Genomic DNA, 16,441 nt, shown 5'->3' with positions numbered 1-16,441 from the left:
GGCGCGTCAAGTCGTCCGGATCAGGCACATCTTGAACTCCAGAATGCGGTGGGCGGATTCCATCCGCGGCAACTGCCGGGAAAGCCAGGCCGCTTCCCGGAGGAAGCGCGGAAAGGCTCCGGGATGCCGGAGGAAGAACCTCGCGGCGTTCCATTTGAAGGTGCGCCCGACTTCCCGGGTCAGTTCCCTTGCGATTCGGGACACGTCGCCGAAGGTGAACTCGTCCGTTTCCACGCACAGGTTTCCCTGCGTCATCCGGGCCAGCTCTTCGGGTTCTAGAGGTCTTCGGAGGAAACCGCGGTCCAGGCAGATCTTCTCCAGCCGGGTACCCGGCAGAGGAGTGGCGACGAACAGGAACGGCTGGACGTCGTACGAGCGCATCAGCCCCATCGCGAAGTCCGCGGTGGCTCTCATTTCGTCGATCGACTCTCCCGGAAAACCGATCACGTAGAACGCCATCGCGTTCAGTTCCGCCTTGCCGCACCACCGGGCCGCCTCGGTGACGGCAGCGAGGTTCAACCGCTTCCCGACGACCTCGTCCAGGACCCGTTGGCACCCGGATTCCACGCCGAATATGAGATACGTGCACCCGCTTTCCTTGCACAGCCCGACGATTCCCTCGTCAAGGGTGTCGACCCGGATCCCGTTGGGCGTATCCCATGTGATCCCGGGATGCCCTCCCTTCAGATCCTCGAGGATTCGCCGGAACCGGACCGGACTGGCGGAAATGTTGTCGTCCTCGAAATGGATGTGGCGGACCCCGTACCTGGATGCCAGCAAGTCGATATGCCTTCGGACGTAATCCGCCGAGTGGGAGCGCCACTTCCTTCCCATGTGGAGGTGGATCGAGCAGAAGACGCAGTCGAACGGACAGCCCCGGCTGGTGACGACCGACACCGTCCGCTCCGATCCCGGGTAGCGGTATGCGGTCCTGTCGGTATACCCCTGCCGGTGGAGCCGGAAGTAGCATTCCAGTTCGATCAGGTGGTAGGCGGGTAGCGGGAGGGAGTCCAGATCCGCGATGGGCTGCCCCGATCCGTTCCGCCGGAAGGAATTCCCGTCGCGGATGGCCGTTCCGGGGATATCGTCCGTGGATTCCCCGCGCGCCCTCCTTCGGACGATCTCCAGCATGACCTCCTCGCCTTCCCCGAGGCAGACGAGGTCGATTGCGCCTGTGCCGGAGAAGCAGTCCCCGGGGCGGATCGTGGGGTGGTTCCCCCCCATGACCACGAGCGCCTCGGGAAACAAGTCCTTCACGAGCGCCGCGCATCGGAGCGAGTTGGCGAACTGGGCGGAGAACGGGGCGCTGATCCCGACCACCCGGGGTTTTTCCGCCGTCACCCGGCGGGCCATCTCCTCCCACCCCATCCCGAAATGGAGCCCTCCGCCTTCCACCGGACGAGCGGGGCGGTCGGGATCGATCATCCCGTCGATCACCGCCACCGGGAAACCGTGCTCTTCCAGCACGGCCGCGATCCAGAGAAGTCCGACCGGCGTGTTGGCGGAAGGAGAGACGGCCCCTCTCGGATACGTCGCGGGGGGCCGGATCAGGACGGTCTTCATCCGGTTCGCCGGTAGAAGCGTTCGTGGTCCTCCGCGATCCGGTCCCACTCCCTGTCCACGAAGTCGGAAGGGCGCGGGACGCGCCTCCCCGAGTAGCGGAGGAGCGCGTCGGAAAGGTCGCGGATATCGCCGGGAGCGGCGAAATAGGCGTTCCATGCGGTGTCGTAGCCCCTCCGCGTGAGGGATGTCGAAAGCGTGAACGTTCCCTGGGAGAGTGCCGCATGGAGCGTCCCGTTGCCGAGGCTGGAGCCGTTTCGGAACGGGAGGAGCACCGAGTCGGAGCAGGCGAGGATCCGTGCGACTTCGTCCGCGGGCAGGAACCCCGTCACCGATACCCGTCCCTTCCAGGGAGGCGTGTCGGCCAGGGACAGTATCCTCGCGTGCAAAGGGTCTGCCGGATCCAGTTCGGCGATGAGGACGATATGGTGACGCTCCGGATCGGCGATACGGAAGATGTCGTCCACACCCTTGTTTGGGGAGACGAAGCCGAAATAGGAAACCAGGGAGGATGGGGAAGGAGCGAAGCGGTTCCGGACGGCTTTCCGTTCCGCCTCGTCCACGACGCGGGTATGGACGTTTGCGCCGATCGGGATGTGCTTCACTTGCCTTCTCCGCATGACCCGGGCATACGAAGGGGGGATCAGGGACGCGTAATCCTCGCGCGTGACCACGATTCCGCGGGCCGCGACGATGTTGGGAAGATTGAGGGCCGCGGACAGGCGGGTCCCCTTGTCCCGTTCGCCGAAATATTCATGAAGGGTGAGATAGACGGGGTAGCCCATGGCGCGAAACAGGGAGGGGAGAACCCACTGGAGGGGGCCATACCCCTTGGCCGGGTACTGGAAATGAACGACGTCCGGGGACCATTCGCGAACGGCCCGCACGGTATCGGGGAGATCCGGGAACCGCCAACCTTCCTCCAAGGCCAGCAACCGGTACGGCACATCGGGACGCGGAGGCGCCGCCCCCTTGCTGGTGAGGACCGCCACGTCGACTCCCGCCTTCCGGCCAAGCGCATCGGCCAGCATGGAGGTGTAATCCCCCACGCCGCAGCGCATCGGCGGGAACGATCCGCAGACCAGCAGGACTTTCATTCTCGATCATCCCGCAATGTTCAGGACGGTCGTCATCGAATTTTCCGGATGGCCAGCCATGCAAAAGTGTATCTCTCCCCGTTCCAGCGAACGGTCGGCTCGGATGCGGTGAAATCCAGTTCCCCGACCGGCGAAAATCCGTATTTCCCCGAAAGGTCGATGAATCGGGTCAATTCGCTTTTCGAGAATATTTTCCACTCCATCCCGAATGCGCGGATTCCTTCCGTGTCTATCTTTTCCGGCCAATAATCGACGGACGCCATGAAATAGCCTCCCGGCTTGATGACCCGTTTCAGCTCTTCAAGCAGCGGTTCGTCCCGGAAACCGTGCTCTATGACGGAAATCGCGGTGACGGCTTCGAATGAGGATTCCTCGAACGGCATGTGCAGGAAATCTCCGGTGACGTACCGTACCTTGTCGGCATAGGGCATTTTCACGATGTTCGGATTCAAATCGATTCCCGTCAGATTCGCATAACCGAGACGATGGAGCGAGCAGACGACTTCCGAGGCGTATGCTCCGATATCGAGAATGGGCGCATCCGGCGACAGCCGGTCCCTGACGAATTTGACCGTCCTCAGAACGTCCCAGCTCTTGGAGGATTCGCCGACGTTGACGCCATCCAACAAACCGTATTTCCGCGCGATGCGTTTCCAGGTCGGAGCGGTGAAATCTATCCCGAGGGAATGCATCTCTCGCCTTGAAACCGCATTGTCCAGTCTCGATTTCAGAATTTCCACCGACATCACATTTCCTCTGCTTTATGGAATAAGGTTTACTCCGTACGTCATGCCGATCCGGCCTTTGTTTTCCTTCTCGACGCGATGTCATACAGGGATTCAATGAAGAAATCGGCGACGAACCGGGCAAGGACCAATGGAATACAGAAAGGGAAGAAGTTGCGCGTAAACAGCAACTGGCTTTTCATCGCGTGGAACTTCAAGGATTTGTCGGATCTGCCCGGCTCATTCATCAGATTTGTGCTCGCGCCGACTTTATGATACACGACGCTATCCGGCGCGTAAGCGAGAGAAAATTTCCCTTTCCCCCGCAATGCCCAATCCGGTTCCTCGAAGTACAGGAAATATTCTTCGTTCAGCAGGCCCACCTCCCGCAAAAAGGCGCGTGAAACCAGCATGGACGCGCCCGCAAGATAATCCATAGATCCTTCCACGTCGAATCTGGACGCCGCACCGCGCACCGGTTCCATATTCGCTATGCTGCGGGATCTCGAAAGCCATTTGTTATAGATGCCGCCTCCGAGCGTCCAGACGGTATCCGGAGCGGCGTAGTAAGGGATGGTCGACCCGCACATGCCCGCGTCCTTTTTCTCCTTCATTCTCCGGACCAGGTGGAAAAGCGCGTCCGGCTTTACGACCACATCGTTGTTCAGCAGCCACACGTGGCTGAAATCATCCCGCTCCATCGCGTACCGGATGCCGACGTTGTTCCCCCCGGCGAAACCGAGGTTCGACCCGTTGTCGATGAGTACGAGTTTCGCGTCGCTTCGGTTTGCGGGGCAAACCGCATCGGGATCGTTGCGGCCGCGCTCGACGAAGGGAATCGGCTTCGGAACCGGAGGGAACGACAGTGAATACAGGGGATTCCCGGGCGGGACCTCGTTCAGCAGTTTCCCCGTCGCCCAGCTCCTTATCTTTTCCAGGGAATCATCGTCGGATCCGTTGTCGCACACGACAACTTGATAAGGCGCATAGTCGTTCCGGAATACGCTTTCCAGGCACTCTATCGTGTCCTTCCATCCGTTCCAGTTGACGATGACGATGTACACCTTATCCATCGACGCTGTCCCGCGGGCAACCGCATTGTTGGCGGCGCATCCCGTTCCCCGGAACGCCCGGAGAAAGCTGTTTCATCGCGATGATGAGCATGGCCTCGGAGCGGTCCGCGAGGACCGAGGCGCCGTTTATGACGCGCCTTGCGACCGCCTTCGGTCCCCACCCGCTCGCGACGTGATTGTCGCGCGCTTCGAAGTGGACTTCCCGGAAACCGGCTTTCCGTATCAGCCGCCGAAGCGTGATCGGGCTGAAATGCCAGATGTGCTCTTCCGGCCGCAACGATGGCCACCTCTCCCGCAGGATGCCGGCCATGATGCTCCCGATGTTGGGAACGCCCGCAACGATCACTCCGTCGTCCTTCAGGATCCGCCGCGCTTCCCGAAGAAGGGAAAGCGGGTCGGGGACGTGCTCGAGAACGTGGTTGATGACGATCACGTCGAAATGCGAATCGGGAAATGCGGCCTCCTCGAGTGTCCCCGCGACAACGTCGAGCTTCCTCTCGTCCCTCGCGTAGGCGGAGGCCCATTCCGACACTTCCACTCCCCGGGTGATGAACCCGCGTCGTCCCGCGACATGAAGGAGAATTCCCACGCCTGCGCCCACGTCCAGCAGAACACCTTGCGGTTTGAAGCGTTCTATCTTGTCGAGGAGTCGCTCGAAATGGACGCAGAACTCCTCCCAATGCCGGACGTACTCGTTTTTCCGGACAAAGTAGTCGTCGCCCCTGTACGATACGCCGTCCGGGGAAAAGTTCGCCACGTACACCAGGCCGCAGCCGGAGCACCGCTCCAGCACGTGGACGCCGGCGGTCATATACGGCAAGGCGTTCGATTCGGCGCACAGGAAGCATTTCATGCGCCCGGTCCGCCCTTCCGCCATTCCGATAACAGTCCGTCCCGGATCTTCTCATACCTCGCGGCTACCGGCTCATTCCCGTACTCCGCCTTTTCCCATAGCTTTATATGGGTAAGAGCGCGATAGAACGCCATCATCACGGAAAGGGAGAATCCGCGAACTCCCTCCTTGTATCCTCTTCCCGCGACATACCTGCCATAGAACTCGCCCAATGCCGCCTGCAGGAGTTTCCGGTACGAAAAGCGGGCCTTGCGCTCGTGCAGATGCTCCGCCTCCACCGTGGTGTACCGGTTCAGTTTCTCCACGAAATGGGCGCTGTCGACGTAGTTGAAATGGTAAACGCAATTCTCTTCGCGGGATTCGAGTCGAAGGACCCTCGCTCCTTCCGTCTTGTGCATGTAACCGTGGATCGTTCCCGTGAAGTGAACCTTCCCTCTTCGGAAGAACCGGGGAAGGGGGGTATAACCCCAGCCGGCGTGCCGGACCCAGTCTCCCAGAATGTAGTGCTTGAACGGAATCTCGACGATGTCCGCCGTATTTTTCTCCGACTCGGCCCGAAGGCGCCCGGCAAGGTGGCGCTGGATCATTTCATCCGCGTCGACGAGGAGTATCCACTCGCCGGTCGTTTTTTCGACGCCGAATTTCTTCGCCGTATCGAAGGCCGGCACCTGTTCGTGGAAAAAGACCTTGTCCGTGAACTCCCTGGCGATCTTCGCCGTGGCATCGCTGCTGTCCATGTCTACGACGACGATCTCGTCGCACCACCGGACCGTCTCCAGGCAGTTGCGGAGGTTGCGCTCCTCGTTCCGGGCAAGGATCATGGCGGAAATCGTCGGCATGGTTCGCCCCCTATGGAGTCCTCGCGGCATAGACCTCGACCAGGGCGCCGCTGCGGGAGCCCCGCCGGATCCTTCGCAGGACCGCCAGCGGCAGCGCCGGGGCCCGCGTCAGGTCGTTGGCGGCCAGCAGGAGGCGCCGGAGGAAAGGATGGGCGACGCGCGCCACGATCACGTTGTCGGCGAACTCCTTCGCCGGTTCCCACGTCCTCAGCTTCCTGACCGCAAAGCCGTTCGCCTCGAGGAGCCGTGAGAGCGTCGACGGCGTGAAGTGGTAGATGTGGTCCGGGGGGCTGAGCCAGACCCATTCCCCCTTCGTGAGCGACGCCATGAGGCTGTGGAGATTCGGCGACTGGACGACGAGAAGGCCCCCGGGCTTGAGGATCCTCCTCACTTCGGAAAGGAACGTTTCGATGTCGGGCACGTGCTCGAGAACGTCGAAGAGGGTCACGACATCGAAACCGTGGCTCGCGAACCCGACTTTTTCGACAACGTCGGAAAACACCTCGAGCCCGAAGGTGTTCCTTGCATAATCGGCACACGCCCGGTTCAATTCCACACCCGCGACGGAAAACCCTTCTTCGCGCGCGACCGTAAGAAACAGGCCGATATTGCATCCGATATCGAGAAGCTTCCCCCCCTCTTGAAAACGTTTTATGTTCGAGAGGTATCTCCTGTATCTCTTTTTGAAATCGTCGACCCTGGACAGATAGGCCTTGATCCTGTTTTCAACCGTGTAGATCTCCTCGTTCGTCCCGGCAATGGCGCCGGCCGATGGAAAGGGCGAGGTGATCCCGAGACCGCACGCAACGCACGTCTCGATGGTATACGGCCCGGCTTTCGCCCAGAGGGAGAAGGATTCCCCCTTGCACACGGGACAGGTCATCCCATGAACCCCAATCTTTCATGGAGGAAGCGGCCGACCGTGCTCCGGATCGACTGGCCGACTCCCGCCAACCCGTGCTTCCTGTTGAAATCGTATAGCCGCTGTTCCATCCTTGAAAGCTCTTCGAGGCTGTGCTCCATCGTGTATATCTTGTACGGGTTATCCGTAAGCCAGAAGTCATCGTCTATGAAACCTTGTGTTCTTGAATTTCGATACAACTTCGTGCCGGGAAAAATCCACAGCCCTCCGGCGCATCCCACCTCGTCCGGTTTGGTCCTCTTCAGGAACTCCTCGCTTTGCCGGATGGTGTCCCATGTTTCCCCCACATTCCCCACGATCATGAGGGCCGTCACTGCGATTCCGGCCTCCTTTGCCAGGCGGATGGCCTTCTCCGAGGTCTCCACGTCATTCGCTTTTCCCATTTTGTCCAACAGCCGGGGGGATGCCGTTTCGATTCCGAAAGCGATCTTGTAGCATCCGGCGATCTTCAGCTTGCGCAGCATTTCCGAATCGACGCAGTCCGTCCTCGTGGTCACATGGAACGCGATCTTCAGTCCCTTCTCGAGTATCAGATCGCACAATTCGATAGTCGCTTCCCGGTCGACGGTCATGGCGTCATCGGCGAAACAGAAGTGCCGTACGCCGAACCGGTGATACAGCAGCTCGATCTCCCTCACCATGTTGCCCGCCGAACGATGACGCCATTTCCTCCATATCCACCAGGTGCTGCAGAAATCGCAATGACCGCTGCAACCGCGCGAAAACACGATGGATATCCTCGGCTCCGCATGGAGTTTCACTCCGTTCGCGGTCCCTCTGCCGATGGCAGGGTATCTCCGGAGGTCGACGAGATGCCACGCGGGAAAGGCGATGTCGTCGAGATCGGCGCGGATCTCCCGCGGGGGGGTCTTCACGACGATGTCCCCGTTCCGATGGACGATCCCCGGTATGTTCGAGGGATCGACCCCCTGCACGATCTCAAGACATGTCCTTTCCCCTTCGCCCAGAACGATGAAGTCGATGGCCGGATAGTGCTCCATCATCTGCCGATGCATGATCGTGGGGTGTACCCCTCCCAATACGACCGTAATCGCGGGATCGACGTTCTTCGCCATATCGGCGATCTCCACGGCACGCAAACGCCCCGGCGTCAGCGCCGTGATCCCCACATGGGTAGGCGCGTACTCCTCCAACGCCCGCCGTATGGCCTGCTTCCCTTCCAGGCAACCGTCCACGACCCGGACGTCGATACCGTTTTCAAGGAGCGTCCCGGCAAGGTACAGAAGTCCGATCGGCGGATTCGTGAAGCCCGATTGCCTGGTTTCATGAGGATTTACCAGAAGCACCCGCTTCATGCTTTTCCCCGGGAATAACCGAATATTTCGGTGGTGTATGCGTGGAACTCCAGAATGACCTCTTTCCTGAACGTGTATTGGAGCGCCAGGAAGAGCGACCCTCCCAGCCCGAACAGTATCCCGATGTTCGGCAGGCTGACGGTCAGCAGGCCGGAGCCGAATTTCACGGCGACCCCGACGATGCAGGAGGCAACGATCGGATTCCACACGTTTTTCAGAATTTCGACCCGGATGCCTTCCCCGGCGAGCACCCGCTTGTATACGAAAAGGAAGACCATCGCGATGATCGGTTGGTTGAACGCCATGCCGTTGAATCCGAATGCAAGCACGAAGGGAACCCCGAGACCCCATTCCAGGCAAAGCAGCAGGATGGCCATCTTCATCAGGATCCCGGACTTCCCGAGAGCCAGGATCCCGCTGTACAGCGGCAGCATGATGCCGATGACAAAGGGAGAGGTGCAGTAGAAGTAAAAGGCGTTGATGGCCGGCATCCACTTGTCCGTGAATACCGTCTTGATGATGCCCGGCGCGAGCGCCATGAGAATCGCCGTGATCGGGATCATGATCAGGGTCATCATGCGGAGGGAGCGCTCGATGGCCTCCTTGAGCAGGTCGCGTTCGTGCTGCAGGCGGGAAAAAGCCGGGAAAGCCACTTTGCCGAAGCTTTGTGAAAGGACCAGGGGGGCAAAGGCGAATTCCCGTGCCCAGTTGACATACCCGACACCCGCCGCACCGACGTACGCGCCTACGAAAAGCGGAGTGACCGCATCCTTCAGGAAGGACAGGATCGCGCTCCCCTGATACGGAATGCCGAACCGGATCAGATCCTTGACCGCGCCCGGACGAAAAGACATGGACGGCCGCCAGGGGTACAGCGCGTAGACGAGGAGCATTCCGGAGAGACCGCGGAACAGGGCGGCGATGATGAAACTCCATACTCCGAATCCCGCAATCGCAAGCGATATGGCGGTCACCTGGAACACGGCGACTTCGGCGATGTCGACGGTGGCGATTCTTCGAAAATCCATGCTCCGCTCCATGAGAATGGTGGGGACGGTCCTGAACGAGGCAAGAAGGAAGGTCACCGCCATGCCTCGAACAAGCCATGCCCCGGATTCCGGGAGCGATGGGTAGATGCGGATCACCAGCGGAGAGGAAACAAACGTCGCGATGACCACGGCGAGCGCGAGAATCTGCTGGAACCAGAAGAGCGTGGATGTTTCCTCATCGGTCAGCTCATCCTTCTTCTGGATGAGCGCGGCGCCGACGCCGACGTCGCTGAAGACGGAGAAGAACTGCACGACGAAGGCGACGATCGCGTATATCCCGAACATCCGGGGCACGAGAATCCGGGCCAGCGCGATATTCCCGACGAACGCGATGCCCGTAACGAAGATCTGCCGTTTCAGCAGCGTGCCGATTCCGGCGAGCGATTTCCTCTTCAGCACGGAAAAGCCCTCGTCGGGCATGCGGGGATCCGGGCTGTCCATCCGTGGGTCCGTCATCTTTGGCCTTTGCGGCGATAACCTCAAAGAGGGAACGACATGACGATTTTCTCCTCCCGGACTCCGGACGCCAGGAGAAGTTCGAAGAGCTGTTTTCTCCTCGAATAGGAGGTCACCAGGATGCGGTCGTACGGCAGCGTCCTGATCGCAGGAAGCGGCCGGATGACGAATTCGAAGAATTTTTCACCGACGCGTTCCGTGTCGGCCATTCCGACAAGGTGAAGCCCGGTCTCCCGCATCGTGATGAACGCGAACTCCGCCACCTCGTCGACACCGGCGAAGATGATTCGCGTCGCCCCGGCGTTTTCGAGAGTGTGGAATATCGTCCGGTAATTGCTCTTCGCCTCCCGGTAGATGCGCGTATAATCCTGAAGCAGGTCGCAGGCGAGTCGCGTCTTCTCCACGAAGCCTTTCGGCGTCAGGTAGTACCCGTACCGTTTCGGAGGTATCGCCTTCACGGTGATATAGCCCTTGGCGACGAGATTCTTGACGTAGGAGTTCACTAGACCGAGGGCGATCCCCAGCCGGTTGCTCAAATCCCGCTGGGTGACGTTGTCGTTTTTCGCCAGTTCATCCAGGATCTGAAGGGAGCGGAAATGATCCTGGGATGATGGGCTCCGGTTCGTGTTCACAATATGAACATGGCATGCCCGGATAATTCCTGTCAAGCGGGAAACCGTTGCGCCGCGCCCCCCCGGTTGATGAACAGCACGGAATTGCTGTATCTTTCATGACGGATATGACGACTCCACGCCTCTCCATCAGCATCCCGACGTACAACTTCGGCAAGTTCATCGGGGAGACCCTGGACAGCATCCTTCCCCAGGTCGACGAAGAGGTGGAGGTTCTCGTCGTGGACGGGGCCTCGACGGACGACACGGAAGAAGTCGTCCGGAAGCGCCAGGAGCGGTATCCCCTCCTCGAATACCACCGGTTGCCGCGGAAGGGCGGCATCGACCGGGACATGGCGAAGGCCGTGGAGCTGGCAAGGGGGGACTACGTTTGGCTGTTCAGCGCCGACGACTGGATGGCGAAAGGGGCGCTGAATCGGGTCCTGGAAGAGATCCGGCTGGGAATGGACCTCTACCTGTGCGGATTCACGCTCTGCGACTTCGGGATGCGCCCCCGCATGGCGCATCCGATCCTCGACGCGCCGGACGGAAGCGTGTACGACCTGGGAAACCCCGGGGATCGCAAAGCGTTCTTCGAGCGCGGCCTGACCACCACCGCGTTCTTCAGTTTCATGAGCTCCCTCGTCATCCGGAAGGAGAAGTGGGACTCCGCCGAGGTGGACGATGCGTTCGTGGGCAGCTGCTGGGACCACGTGGCGAGGCTGTTCCGCCTGATCCCCGCCGGCCTGAAGGTCAGATACCTGTCGGGCAGCTACCTCCTCAAGCGCGACGACAACGATTCGTTTTCCGGAGGCGGAATCGCCCGCCGCGTCGGCATCGCGATCGACGGCTACCATCGGCTTGCGGAAAACTTCTTCGGCGAGCGGAGCGCCGAGGCGTTCCACATCCGGAGGGTCTTGCGAAACGAATACCCGTTGCGGAACCTCCTCTTCATCAAGCTGAAGACGCACGAGGAAGGGAAACCGGAGGGGATGCCGCTCCTCGCGCGGCTCGTGGAAAAGCTCTACCGGGACGACATCCTCCTCGACAAGGCCCGGATCCTTCTCTTCAAGGCGGCCCCGCCGCTCCTGCTGGCGCCTGCGGAAAAGGTGTACAAATCCATCAGGGCCCTGTGCTCCCGGTGATCGTGCGCGCATGAGCGACATCACGCTCTCCTTCTGCATCACGACCCGGGACCGGGCGGCATTCATCGGCGTCACGCTCGAAAACCTGATCTCGCAGGCCACCGGCGAAGTGGAAATCGTCGTGCTGGACGCGGCCTCGACCGATGGCACCGGCGAGGTCGTCGACGGATTCGCCCGGCGTTTCCCCCGCCTCCGCTATTTCCGCCAGGACGACAACCGGGGAGTGGACCGTGACTACGATCGGACCGTCGAACTGGCGAGCGGAGCGTATTGCTGGATGATGTCGGATGACGACATCCTCGCCCCGGGGGCGGTCGCCGAGGTCCTGGAATATTGCCGGAAAGGATACGACCTGATCGTCGCGAACGCGGAGGACCGGGATTCCGATCTTCGGAAGGTCCTGGGGGAGAGCAGGCTCCCCTTCCGCGGGAATCGTGTGTACCGCCCGTCGGATGCGAGCCGTTTCTTCACGGACGTGGCGAACCACCTGTCCTTCATCCCCTCCGTCGTCATCCGGAGGGACCTCTGGCTCTCCAGGGACCGGTCGCCGTACTACGGTTCTCTATTCGTCCACGTCGGCGTGATCTTCCAGGAGCGCATCCCCGGGGACGTGCTCGTGGTTTCCCGCCCTCTCGTCTCCGTGCGGAACGCCAACGTCTCCTGGGCCGCCCGCAGTTTCGAAATCTGGATGTTCAAATGGCCCGGGCTCGTCTGGTCTTTCCCGGGTTTCTCCGACGAGGCCAAGGAGAAGGTCTGCGCCCGGGAGCCGTGGAAGTACATGAAGGCACTTCTGACCCACAGGGCCATGGGGTCCTATTCCATGGAGGAGTACCGGCGCTGGATCGCGCCGAAGACGGCGAGCGCGGGGGTGAAAACCGTTGCGTGGCTGGTCGCCGCAGCCCCGGGACATCTGGTAAACGCCCTCGCCTTGTTGTATTGTGTTTTCCTTTACGGAAACAACAGGATACCCCGCTTCAACCTCTCGAACAGCCGGTTCAGCCTCATCGGCCCCCGGAAGAGGATCGCGGGATAGACGGCCCCCTGGGCGCAGGACGGAGCGGGACGCGGGGCGGAAATGGACGGAATGGGAAAACCTGCGCAGGATGATTCACGCACCGCGCTGATCACCGGTATCGGCGGCCAGGACGGGTCGTATCTGTCCGAGTTGCTCCTTTCCAAGGGGTACCGCGTGGTGGGGACGGTGCCGGACAACGATCCGGTCAATATCGACAGGGTCCGACACCTTCTCGACAGGATCGTGATCGTGCAGGACGACCTGCTGGACCAGGACCGCCTCGAAACGATCTTCCGCGATCACCGCCCCGACGAAGTGTACAACTTCGCGGCCAACTCGGTCCTGGCCGCGTCGTTCCACCAACCGATCCTGGCCACGATGGTGCTGGCGATGGGCGTCACCCGGATCCTGGAGGCGATCCGCAAGATCGCGCCTTCCGCCAGGTATTTCCAGGCTTCGAGCAGCGAGATGTTCGGGAAACCCGCGGAAATCCCGCAATCGGAGACGACCCCTTTCCACCCGCGGAATCCGTACGGGGTTTCGAAGGTGTACGGCCACCTGATGACGATGACGTACCGGGAGAATCACGGGCTGTACGCGTGCTCCGGGATTCTTTTCAACCACGAGAGCCCCCGGCGCAGTGCGGAATTCGTGACGAGGAAGATCACCCGCGCCGCCGCGATGATCCGGCTGGGCATGGAGAAGGAGTTGCGGCTCGGGAACCTCGATGCGAGGCGGGACTGGGGTTTCGCGGGGGATTACGTGCGGGCCATGTGGCTCATGCTGCGGCAGGATCGGCCCGACGACTATGTGCTCGCGACCGGCGTTACGCACTCCGTCCGTGACCTGTGCGAGGAGGCGTTTTCGCACGTCGGGCTCGACTACCGCGAACACGTCGTCCAGGACGGGAAAGTTTTCCGCCCGCCGGAAACCGCGCAGCTCGTGGGGAACCCCGAAAAGGCGGTCCGCGTCCTCGGCTGGAAACCGACGGTCACCTTCCGGGAGCTGGTTCGGATGATGGTGGACGCGGATCTGGACGATATAAGGAGCAAAACATGATCACGAGGACCACCTGCCGCGTCTGCGACAGCTCGCTGGAGCCCGTCCTGGATCTCGGCGCGCACTACGTTTCGGACTTCATCTCCCCGGGGGAATCCGACGGCACGAAAGCCCCCCTGGAGCTGGTCATCTGCCGTCGGTGCCGGCTCCTTCAACTGAAGCACACCGTGCCGGCGGAGACGATGTACCGGAACTACTGGTACCGGTCCGGGACGAACCAGACCATGAGGAACGCCCTCGCCGACATCGCAAACAAGGCGGAGACCCTCATCCGCCTGAAGGAGGGGGATTCGGTCGTCGACATCGGATGCAACGACGGCACGCTCCTCGCCTCCTACCGGACCGGCGGCATCCGGAAGATCGGTTTCGACCCGGCGGAGAACCTCGCGGTAATCTCCCGGAAGATCGCCGACCGGCTGGTGGTCGGATTCTTCGACTCGGAGACGTTCGCGAAGGACCCGGAACCGGCCGGGCGCCGCCCGAAGATCGTCACCAGCATCGCCATGTTCTACGACCTGGAGGATCCCAACCGGTTCGTCTCGGACGTAAAAACCGTGATGGACCCGCAGGGGCTATGGATCGTCCAGATGAGCTACCTTCCGCTCATGCTGAAGACCAACGAATTCGGGAACATCTGCCACGAGCACCTCGAGTACTACTCCCTCACCTCGTTCGAATACCTGCTGAACCTCCACGGATTCGAGGTGGTGGACGTGGAACTGAACGACATCAACGGGGGGAGCATCCGGACGTACATCCGGAGCCGGAACGCGGACCCGAACCGGTTCGCGGACGCGACCTACAGGGAACTCGCACGGGAGCGGGTCCAGGCGCTCCGGGACCAGGAAGCGAGGCTGGGGCTCGAGGACATCGACGTCTACAGGGAGTTCGCCGTCTGGGTGAACCGGATCCGGGAGGACGTGGTGGGGTTCATCAAGGAACAGGTGGGCAAGGGAAAGAAAGTGTACGTCTACGGCGCCTCGACCAAGGGGAACACCCTCCTGCAGTACTTCGGGCTGGACCACACCCTGATCACCGCCGCGGCGGAGCGGAACGCGGACAAGTGGGGCAAGGTGACGGTCGGCACGCGCATCCCGATCGTTTCCGAGGAGGACGCCCGGGCCGCACGGCCGGATTACTTCCTCGTCCTGCCCTGGCACTTCCTGGAGGAGTTCCAGTTGCGGGAGAAGGCGTACCTTCTGGCGGGCGGGAAGTTCATCGTCCCGATGCCGCACTTCACGTTGATCTGACGCCGCGGGGAAACGTTCACGCGAGAAGTTCCAGGTACTCCCGCAGGAAACGGTCCCGCCGGTAGATTCCGGCGCGGTTCCTTCCCTTTTCCGCCTGCCGGGCGGCGTACTCCGGTTCGAGGAGCACCTTCCGGACTCCGTCGGCGATCGACCCGGGCCGGTCCGGATCCACAAAGCCCACGGCGTCCCCGTACACTTCGCGGAACACCGGGATATCGGAGCATACCACCGGCACGCCGGATGCCATGGCCTCCAGCGGGGGGAGCCCGAACCCTTCCGCGTAGGAAGGGAACACGAACGCCTTAGCCCTCGAGAAGAGCCGCGCGATCTCCTCGTCCGACGGGTCGAGAATCTCGATCAGTCTTCCTTTCAACCGCGGATCTCCCTTCCACCGGTCCACCATGTCGGGGGTCGAGTACCGGCCCCCCGCGATCACGAGCTTGAGATCCGGAAAGTCGCCGGACAGCTCCAGGAACGCCCGGATCACGCCTTCGACGTTCTTGTGCGCGATGCGAAGCCCCAGGTAGAGGATGTAATCCCCGGGAACGGGGGAGCCGACCTCCGGTGCGGCCTGGAAGAATTCATCCTTGACCCACGGGTGGATCACCCGGATCTTCCCCGGGGGCAGCCCGAACTCCCGCATCAGCTCCCCTTTCACCGATTCCGAAATCGTGACGATCGCCCGCGCCCGCAGAACCGTCCTGGCGAGCAGCCGCCGGAATCCCGCCTTCCGGTATGGCGAAAGCGCGAAACGCGGGGAGAACACCGTGACGTCGTTCACGCTGACGATGTACTCCCCCGGGACGAACAGGGGAACGTTGTGCCCGGGGAAGAGGTAAAGCCGAACATTCCTCCGCATGGACCGTAGAACGAACGACTTGAGGGTGAAGTCCCCGATCCCCATCGGGCCGTATCCGACGAAGACCGGGCGGATCGCCGGGTGGTCGAACCGTTCGATGAAATTCATCCGATGCGCCATCGGGACTACCGTGCGGATTTCCCCGAGGCCGCCCTGCTCCGCAAGCCCCGAAAGGAGGTTTTCATAGACCCGCCCCACCCCCGAGCAACGGTAGAACATTCCATCGAGATAAATGCCCATCATCCGGCTCCGCCGCAGAGACGCTCGAAGAATCGGGACCCCTTTTCCCCCATCGCCGTGTAGGAAAACTCCCTCAAGGTCCTCGCGCGAGCGTGTTCCCCGAGCCGGGCCTTGTAACCCGTATCCGACAGCAACCGGTTGCATGCATCCGCAAACGCCCGGGAGTCCCCCACCGGGAACGTCAGCCCCGTCTCGCCGTGGCGGTTCACCCAGGTTACGCCGGTGGGAAGGTCGCTGCTGACGACGGGCTTGCCCAGCGCCATCGCCTCGATCTGGACGATGCCGAACGCTTCCAGCGCCGAATTCGACGGCAGGACCAGGAACTCGCACGCGTGGTAGTACGGACGAAGGTTCTCGACCTTTCCCAGCAGT

General features: G+C 61.5%; 16 protein-coding genes. 4 read left to right on the top strand and 12 right to left on the bottom strand.

The window, feature by feature from the left end; all coding sequences use genetic code 11:
• Nucleotides 1-6: 6 nt before the first annotated feature.
• From HZB86_00170 to HZB86_00125, 10 genes are read right to left on the bottom strand one after another with little or no spacing between them, the layout of a single operon-like run.
• Nucleotides 7-1,563: a B12-binding domain-containing radical SAM protein gene (locus HZB86_00170; protein ID MBI5903965.1), complete on the bottom strand. Its 1,557-nt coding sequence runs from the start codon at nucleotides 1,561-1,563 to the stop codon at nucleotides 7-9.
• On the bottom strand, nucleotides 1,560-2,657 hold the full coding sequence (locus HZB86_00165) for a glycosyltransferase (protein ID MBI5903964.1): 1,098 nt from the start codon (nucleotides 2,655-2,657) through the stop codon (nucleotides 1,560-1,562). The genes HZB86_00170 and HZB86_00165 overlap by 4 nt, the downstream gene beginning before the upstream one ends.
• Nucleotides 2,658-2,689: 32 nt before the next feature.
• On the bottom strand, nucleotides 2,690-3,397 hold the full coding sequence (locus HZB86_00160; protein ID MBI5903963.1) for a class I SAM-dependent methyltransferase: 708 nt from the start codon (nucleotides 3,395-3,397) through the stop codon (nucleotides 2,690-2,692).
• A gap of 47 nt (nucleotides 3,398-3,444) precedes the next feature.
• Nucleotides 3,445-4,455 (bottom strand): glycosyltransferase family 2 protein, encoded by a 1,011-nt coding sequence (locus tag HZB86_00155; protein MBI5903962.1) that lies wholly within the window; start codon nucleotides 4,453-4,455, stop codon nucleotides 3,445-3,447.
• Nucleotides 4,448-5,275 (bottom strand): class I SAM-dependent methyltransferase, encoded by an 828-nt coding sequence (locus HZB86_00150; protein ID MBI5903961.1) that lies wholly within the window; start codon nucleotides 5,273-5,275, stop codon nucleotides 4,448-4,450. Before HZB86_00150 ends, HZB86_00155 begins: the two co-directional genes overlap by 8 nt.
• Nucleotides 5,276-5,304: 29 nt before the next feature.
• Nucleotides 5,305-6,147: a glycosyltransferase family 2 protein gene (locus HZB86_00145; GenBank protein MBI5903960.1), complete on the bottom strand. Its 843-nt coding sequence runs from the start codon at nucleotides 6,145-6,147 to the stop codon at nucleotides 5,305-5,307.
• Between the two features lie 10 nt (nucleotides 6,148-6,157).
• Complete coding sequence (locus tag HZB86_00140) at nucleotides 6,158-7,030, bottom strand: class I SAM-dependent methyltransferase (protein MBI5903959.1); 873 nt, start codon at nucleotides 7,028-7,030, stop codon at nucleotides 6,158-6,160.
• Entirely contained in the window at nucleotides 7,027-8,385 is a 1,359-nt protein-coding gene (locus HZB86_00135; GenBank protein MBI5903958.1) for a radical SAM protein, read from the bottom strand. The genes HZB86_00140 and HZB86_00135 overlap by 4 nt, the downstream gene beginning before the upstream one ends.
• The gene (locus tag HZB86_00130) at nucleotides 8,382-9,854 is read right to left on the bottom strand and encodes an oligosaccharide flippase family protein (protein MBI5903957.1); all 1,473 of its coding nucleotides are present in this window, start codon (nucleotides 9,852-9,854) and stop codon (nucleotides 8,382-8,384) included. Before HZB86_00130 ends, HZB86_00135 begins: the two co-directional genes overlap by 4 nt.
• A 59-nt stretch (nucleotides 9,855-9,913) precedes the next feature.
• Nucleotides 9,914-10,522, bottom strand: coding sequence for a winged helix-turn-helix transcriptional regulator (locus HZB86_00125; protein MBI5903956.1), 609 nt, complete (start codon nucleotides 10,520-10,522; stop codon nucleotides 9,914-9,916).
• A 107-nt stretch (nucleotides 10,523-10,629) separates the two neighbouring features.
• Here HZB86_00125 and HZB86_00120 point away from each other — a divergent pair, with 107 nt between their 5' ends.
• The 4 genes from HZB86_00120 to HZB86_00105 are packed head-to-tail and all read left to right on the top strand — an operon-like array spanning nucleotide 10,630 to nucleotide 14,970.
• Nucleotides 10,630-11,646, top strand: coding sequence for a glycosyltransferase family 2 protein (locus HZB86_00120; GenBank protein MBI5903955.1), 1,017 nt, complete (start codon nucleotides 10,630-10,632; stop codon nucleotides 11,644-11,646).
• A 10-nt stretch (nucleotides 11,647-11,656) separates the two neighbouring features.
• Entirely contained in the window at nucleotides 11,657-12,679 is a 1,023-nt protein-coding gene (locus tag HZB86_00115) for a glycosyltransferase family 2 protein (GenBank protein ID MBI5903954.1), read from the top strand.
• 51 nt (nucleotides 12,680-12,730) lie between these two features.
• Entirely contained in the window at nucleotides 12,731-13,720 is a 990-nt protein-coding gene (locus HZB86_00110) for a GDP-mannose 4,6-dehydratase (GenBank protein ID MBI5903953.1), read from the top strand.
• Complete coding sequence (locus HZB86_00105) at nucleotides 13,717-14,970, top strand: class I SAM-dependent methyltransferase (protein MBI5903952.1); 1,254 nt, start codon at nucleotides 13,717-13,719, stop codon at nucleotides 14,968-14,970. The genes HZB86_00110 and HZB86_00105 overlap by 4 nt, the downstream gene beginning before the upstream one ends.
• Before the next feature lie 16 nt (nucleotides 14,971-14,986).
• Here HZB86_00105 and HZB86_00100 read toward each other — a convergent pair whose 3' ends face one another.
• On the bottom strand, nucleotides 14,987-16,048 hold the full coding sequence (locus tag HZB86_00100) for a glycosyltransferase family 4 protein (GenBank protein MBI5903951.1): 1,062 nt from the start codon (nucleotides 16,046-16,048) through the stop codon (nucleotides 14,987-14,989).
• Between the two features lie 20 nt (nucleotides 16,049-16,068).
• On the bottom strand, nucleotides 16,069-16,441 hold a 373-nt coding region (locus tag HZB86_00095; GenBank protein MBI5903950.1), incomplete at its 5' end, for a glycosyltransferase.

The organism is Deltaproteobacteria bacterium (genome assembly GCA_016234845.1).
Classification (GTDB): domain Bacteria; phylum Desulfobacterota; class Deferrimicrobia; order Deferrimicrobiales; family Deferrimicrobiaceae; genus JACRNP01.
Note: the sequence above shows the minus strand (reverse complement) of the source record. Positions and strands in the feature narration are given on the sequence as shown.

What these genes read in the sequence shown, in the direction of transcription:
- HZB86_00170 (MBI5903965.1), bottom strand. Translation starts at nt 1,563, where the DNA reads ATGAAGACCGTCCTGATCCGGCCCCCCGCGACGTATCCGAGAGGGGCC.
- HZB86_00165 (MBI5903964.1), bottom strand. Translation starts at nt 2,657, where the DNA reads ATGAAAGTCCTGCTGGTCTGCGGATCGTTCCCGCCGATGCGCTGCGGC.
- HZB86_00155 (MBI5903962.1), bottom strand. Translation starts at nt 4,455, where the DNA reads ATGGATAAGGTGTACATCGTCATCGTCAACTGGAACGGATGGAAGGAC.
- HZB86_00145 (MBI5903960.1), bottom strand. Translation starts at nt 6,147, where the DNA reads ATGCCGACGATTTCCGCCATGATCCTTGCCCGGAACGAGGAGCGCAAC.
- HZB86_00140 (MBI5903959.1), bottom strand. Translation starts at nt 7,030, where the DNA reads ATGACCTGTCCCGTGTGCAAGGGGGAATCCTTCTCCCTCTGGGCGAAA.
- HZB86_00135 (MBI5903958.1), bottom strand. Translation starts at nt 8,385, where the DNA reads ATGAAGCGGGTGCTTCTGGTAAATCCTCATGAAACCAGGCAATCGGGC.
- HZB86_00130 (MBI5903957.1), bottom strand. Translation starts at nt 9,854, where the DNA reads ATGCCCGACGAGGGCTTTTCCGTGCTGAAGAGGAAATCGCTCGCCGGA.
- HZB86_00120 (MBI5903955.1), top strand. Translation starts at nt 10,630, where the DNA reads ATGACGACTCCACGCCTCTCCATCAGCATCCCGACGTACAACTTCGGC.
- HZB86_00115 (MBI5903954.1), top strand. Translation starts at nt 11,657, where the DNA reads ATGAGCGACATCACGCTCTCCTTCTGCATCACGACCCGGGACCGGGCG.
- HZB86_00110 (MBI5903953.1), top strand. Translation starts at nt 12,731, where the DNA reads ATGGGAAAACCTGCGCAGGATGATTCACGCACCGCGCTGATCACCGGT.
- HZB86_00105 (MBI5903952.1), top strand. Translation starts at nt 13,717, where the DNA reads ATGATCACGAGGACCACCTGCCGCGTCTGCGACAGCTCGCTGGAGCCC.
- HZB86_00100 (MBI5903951.1), bottom strand. Translation starts at nt 16,048, where the DNA reads ATGTTCTACCGTTGCTCGGGGGTGGGGCGGGTCTATGAAAACCTCCTT.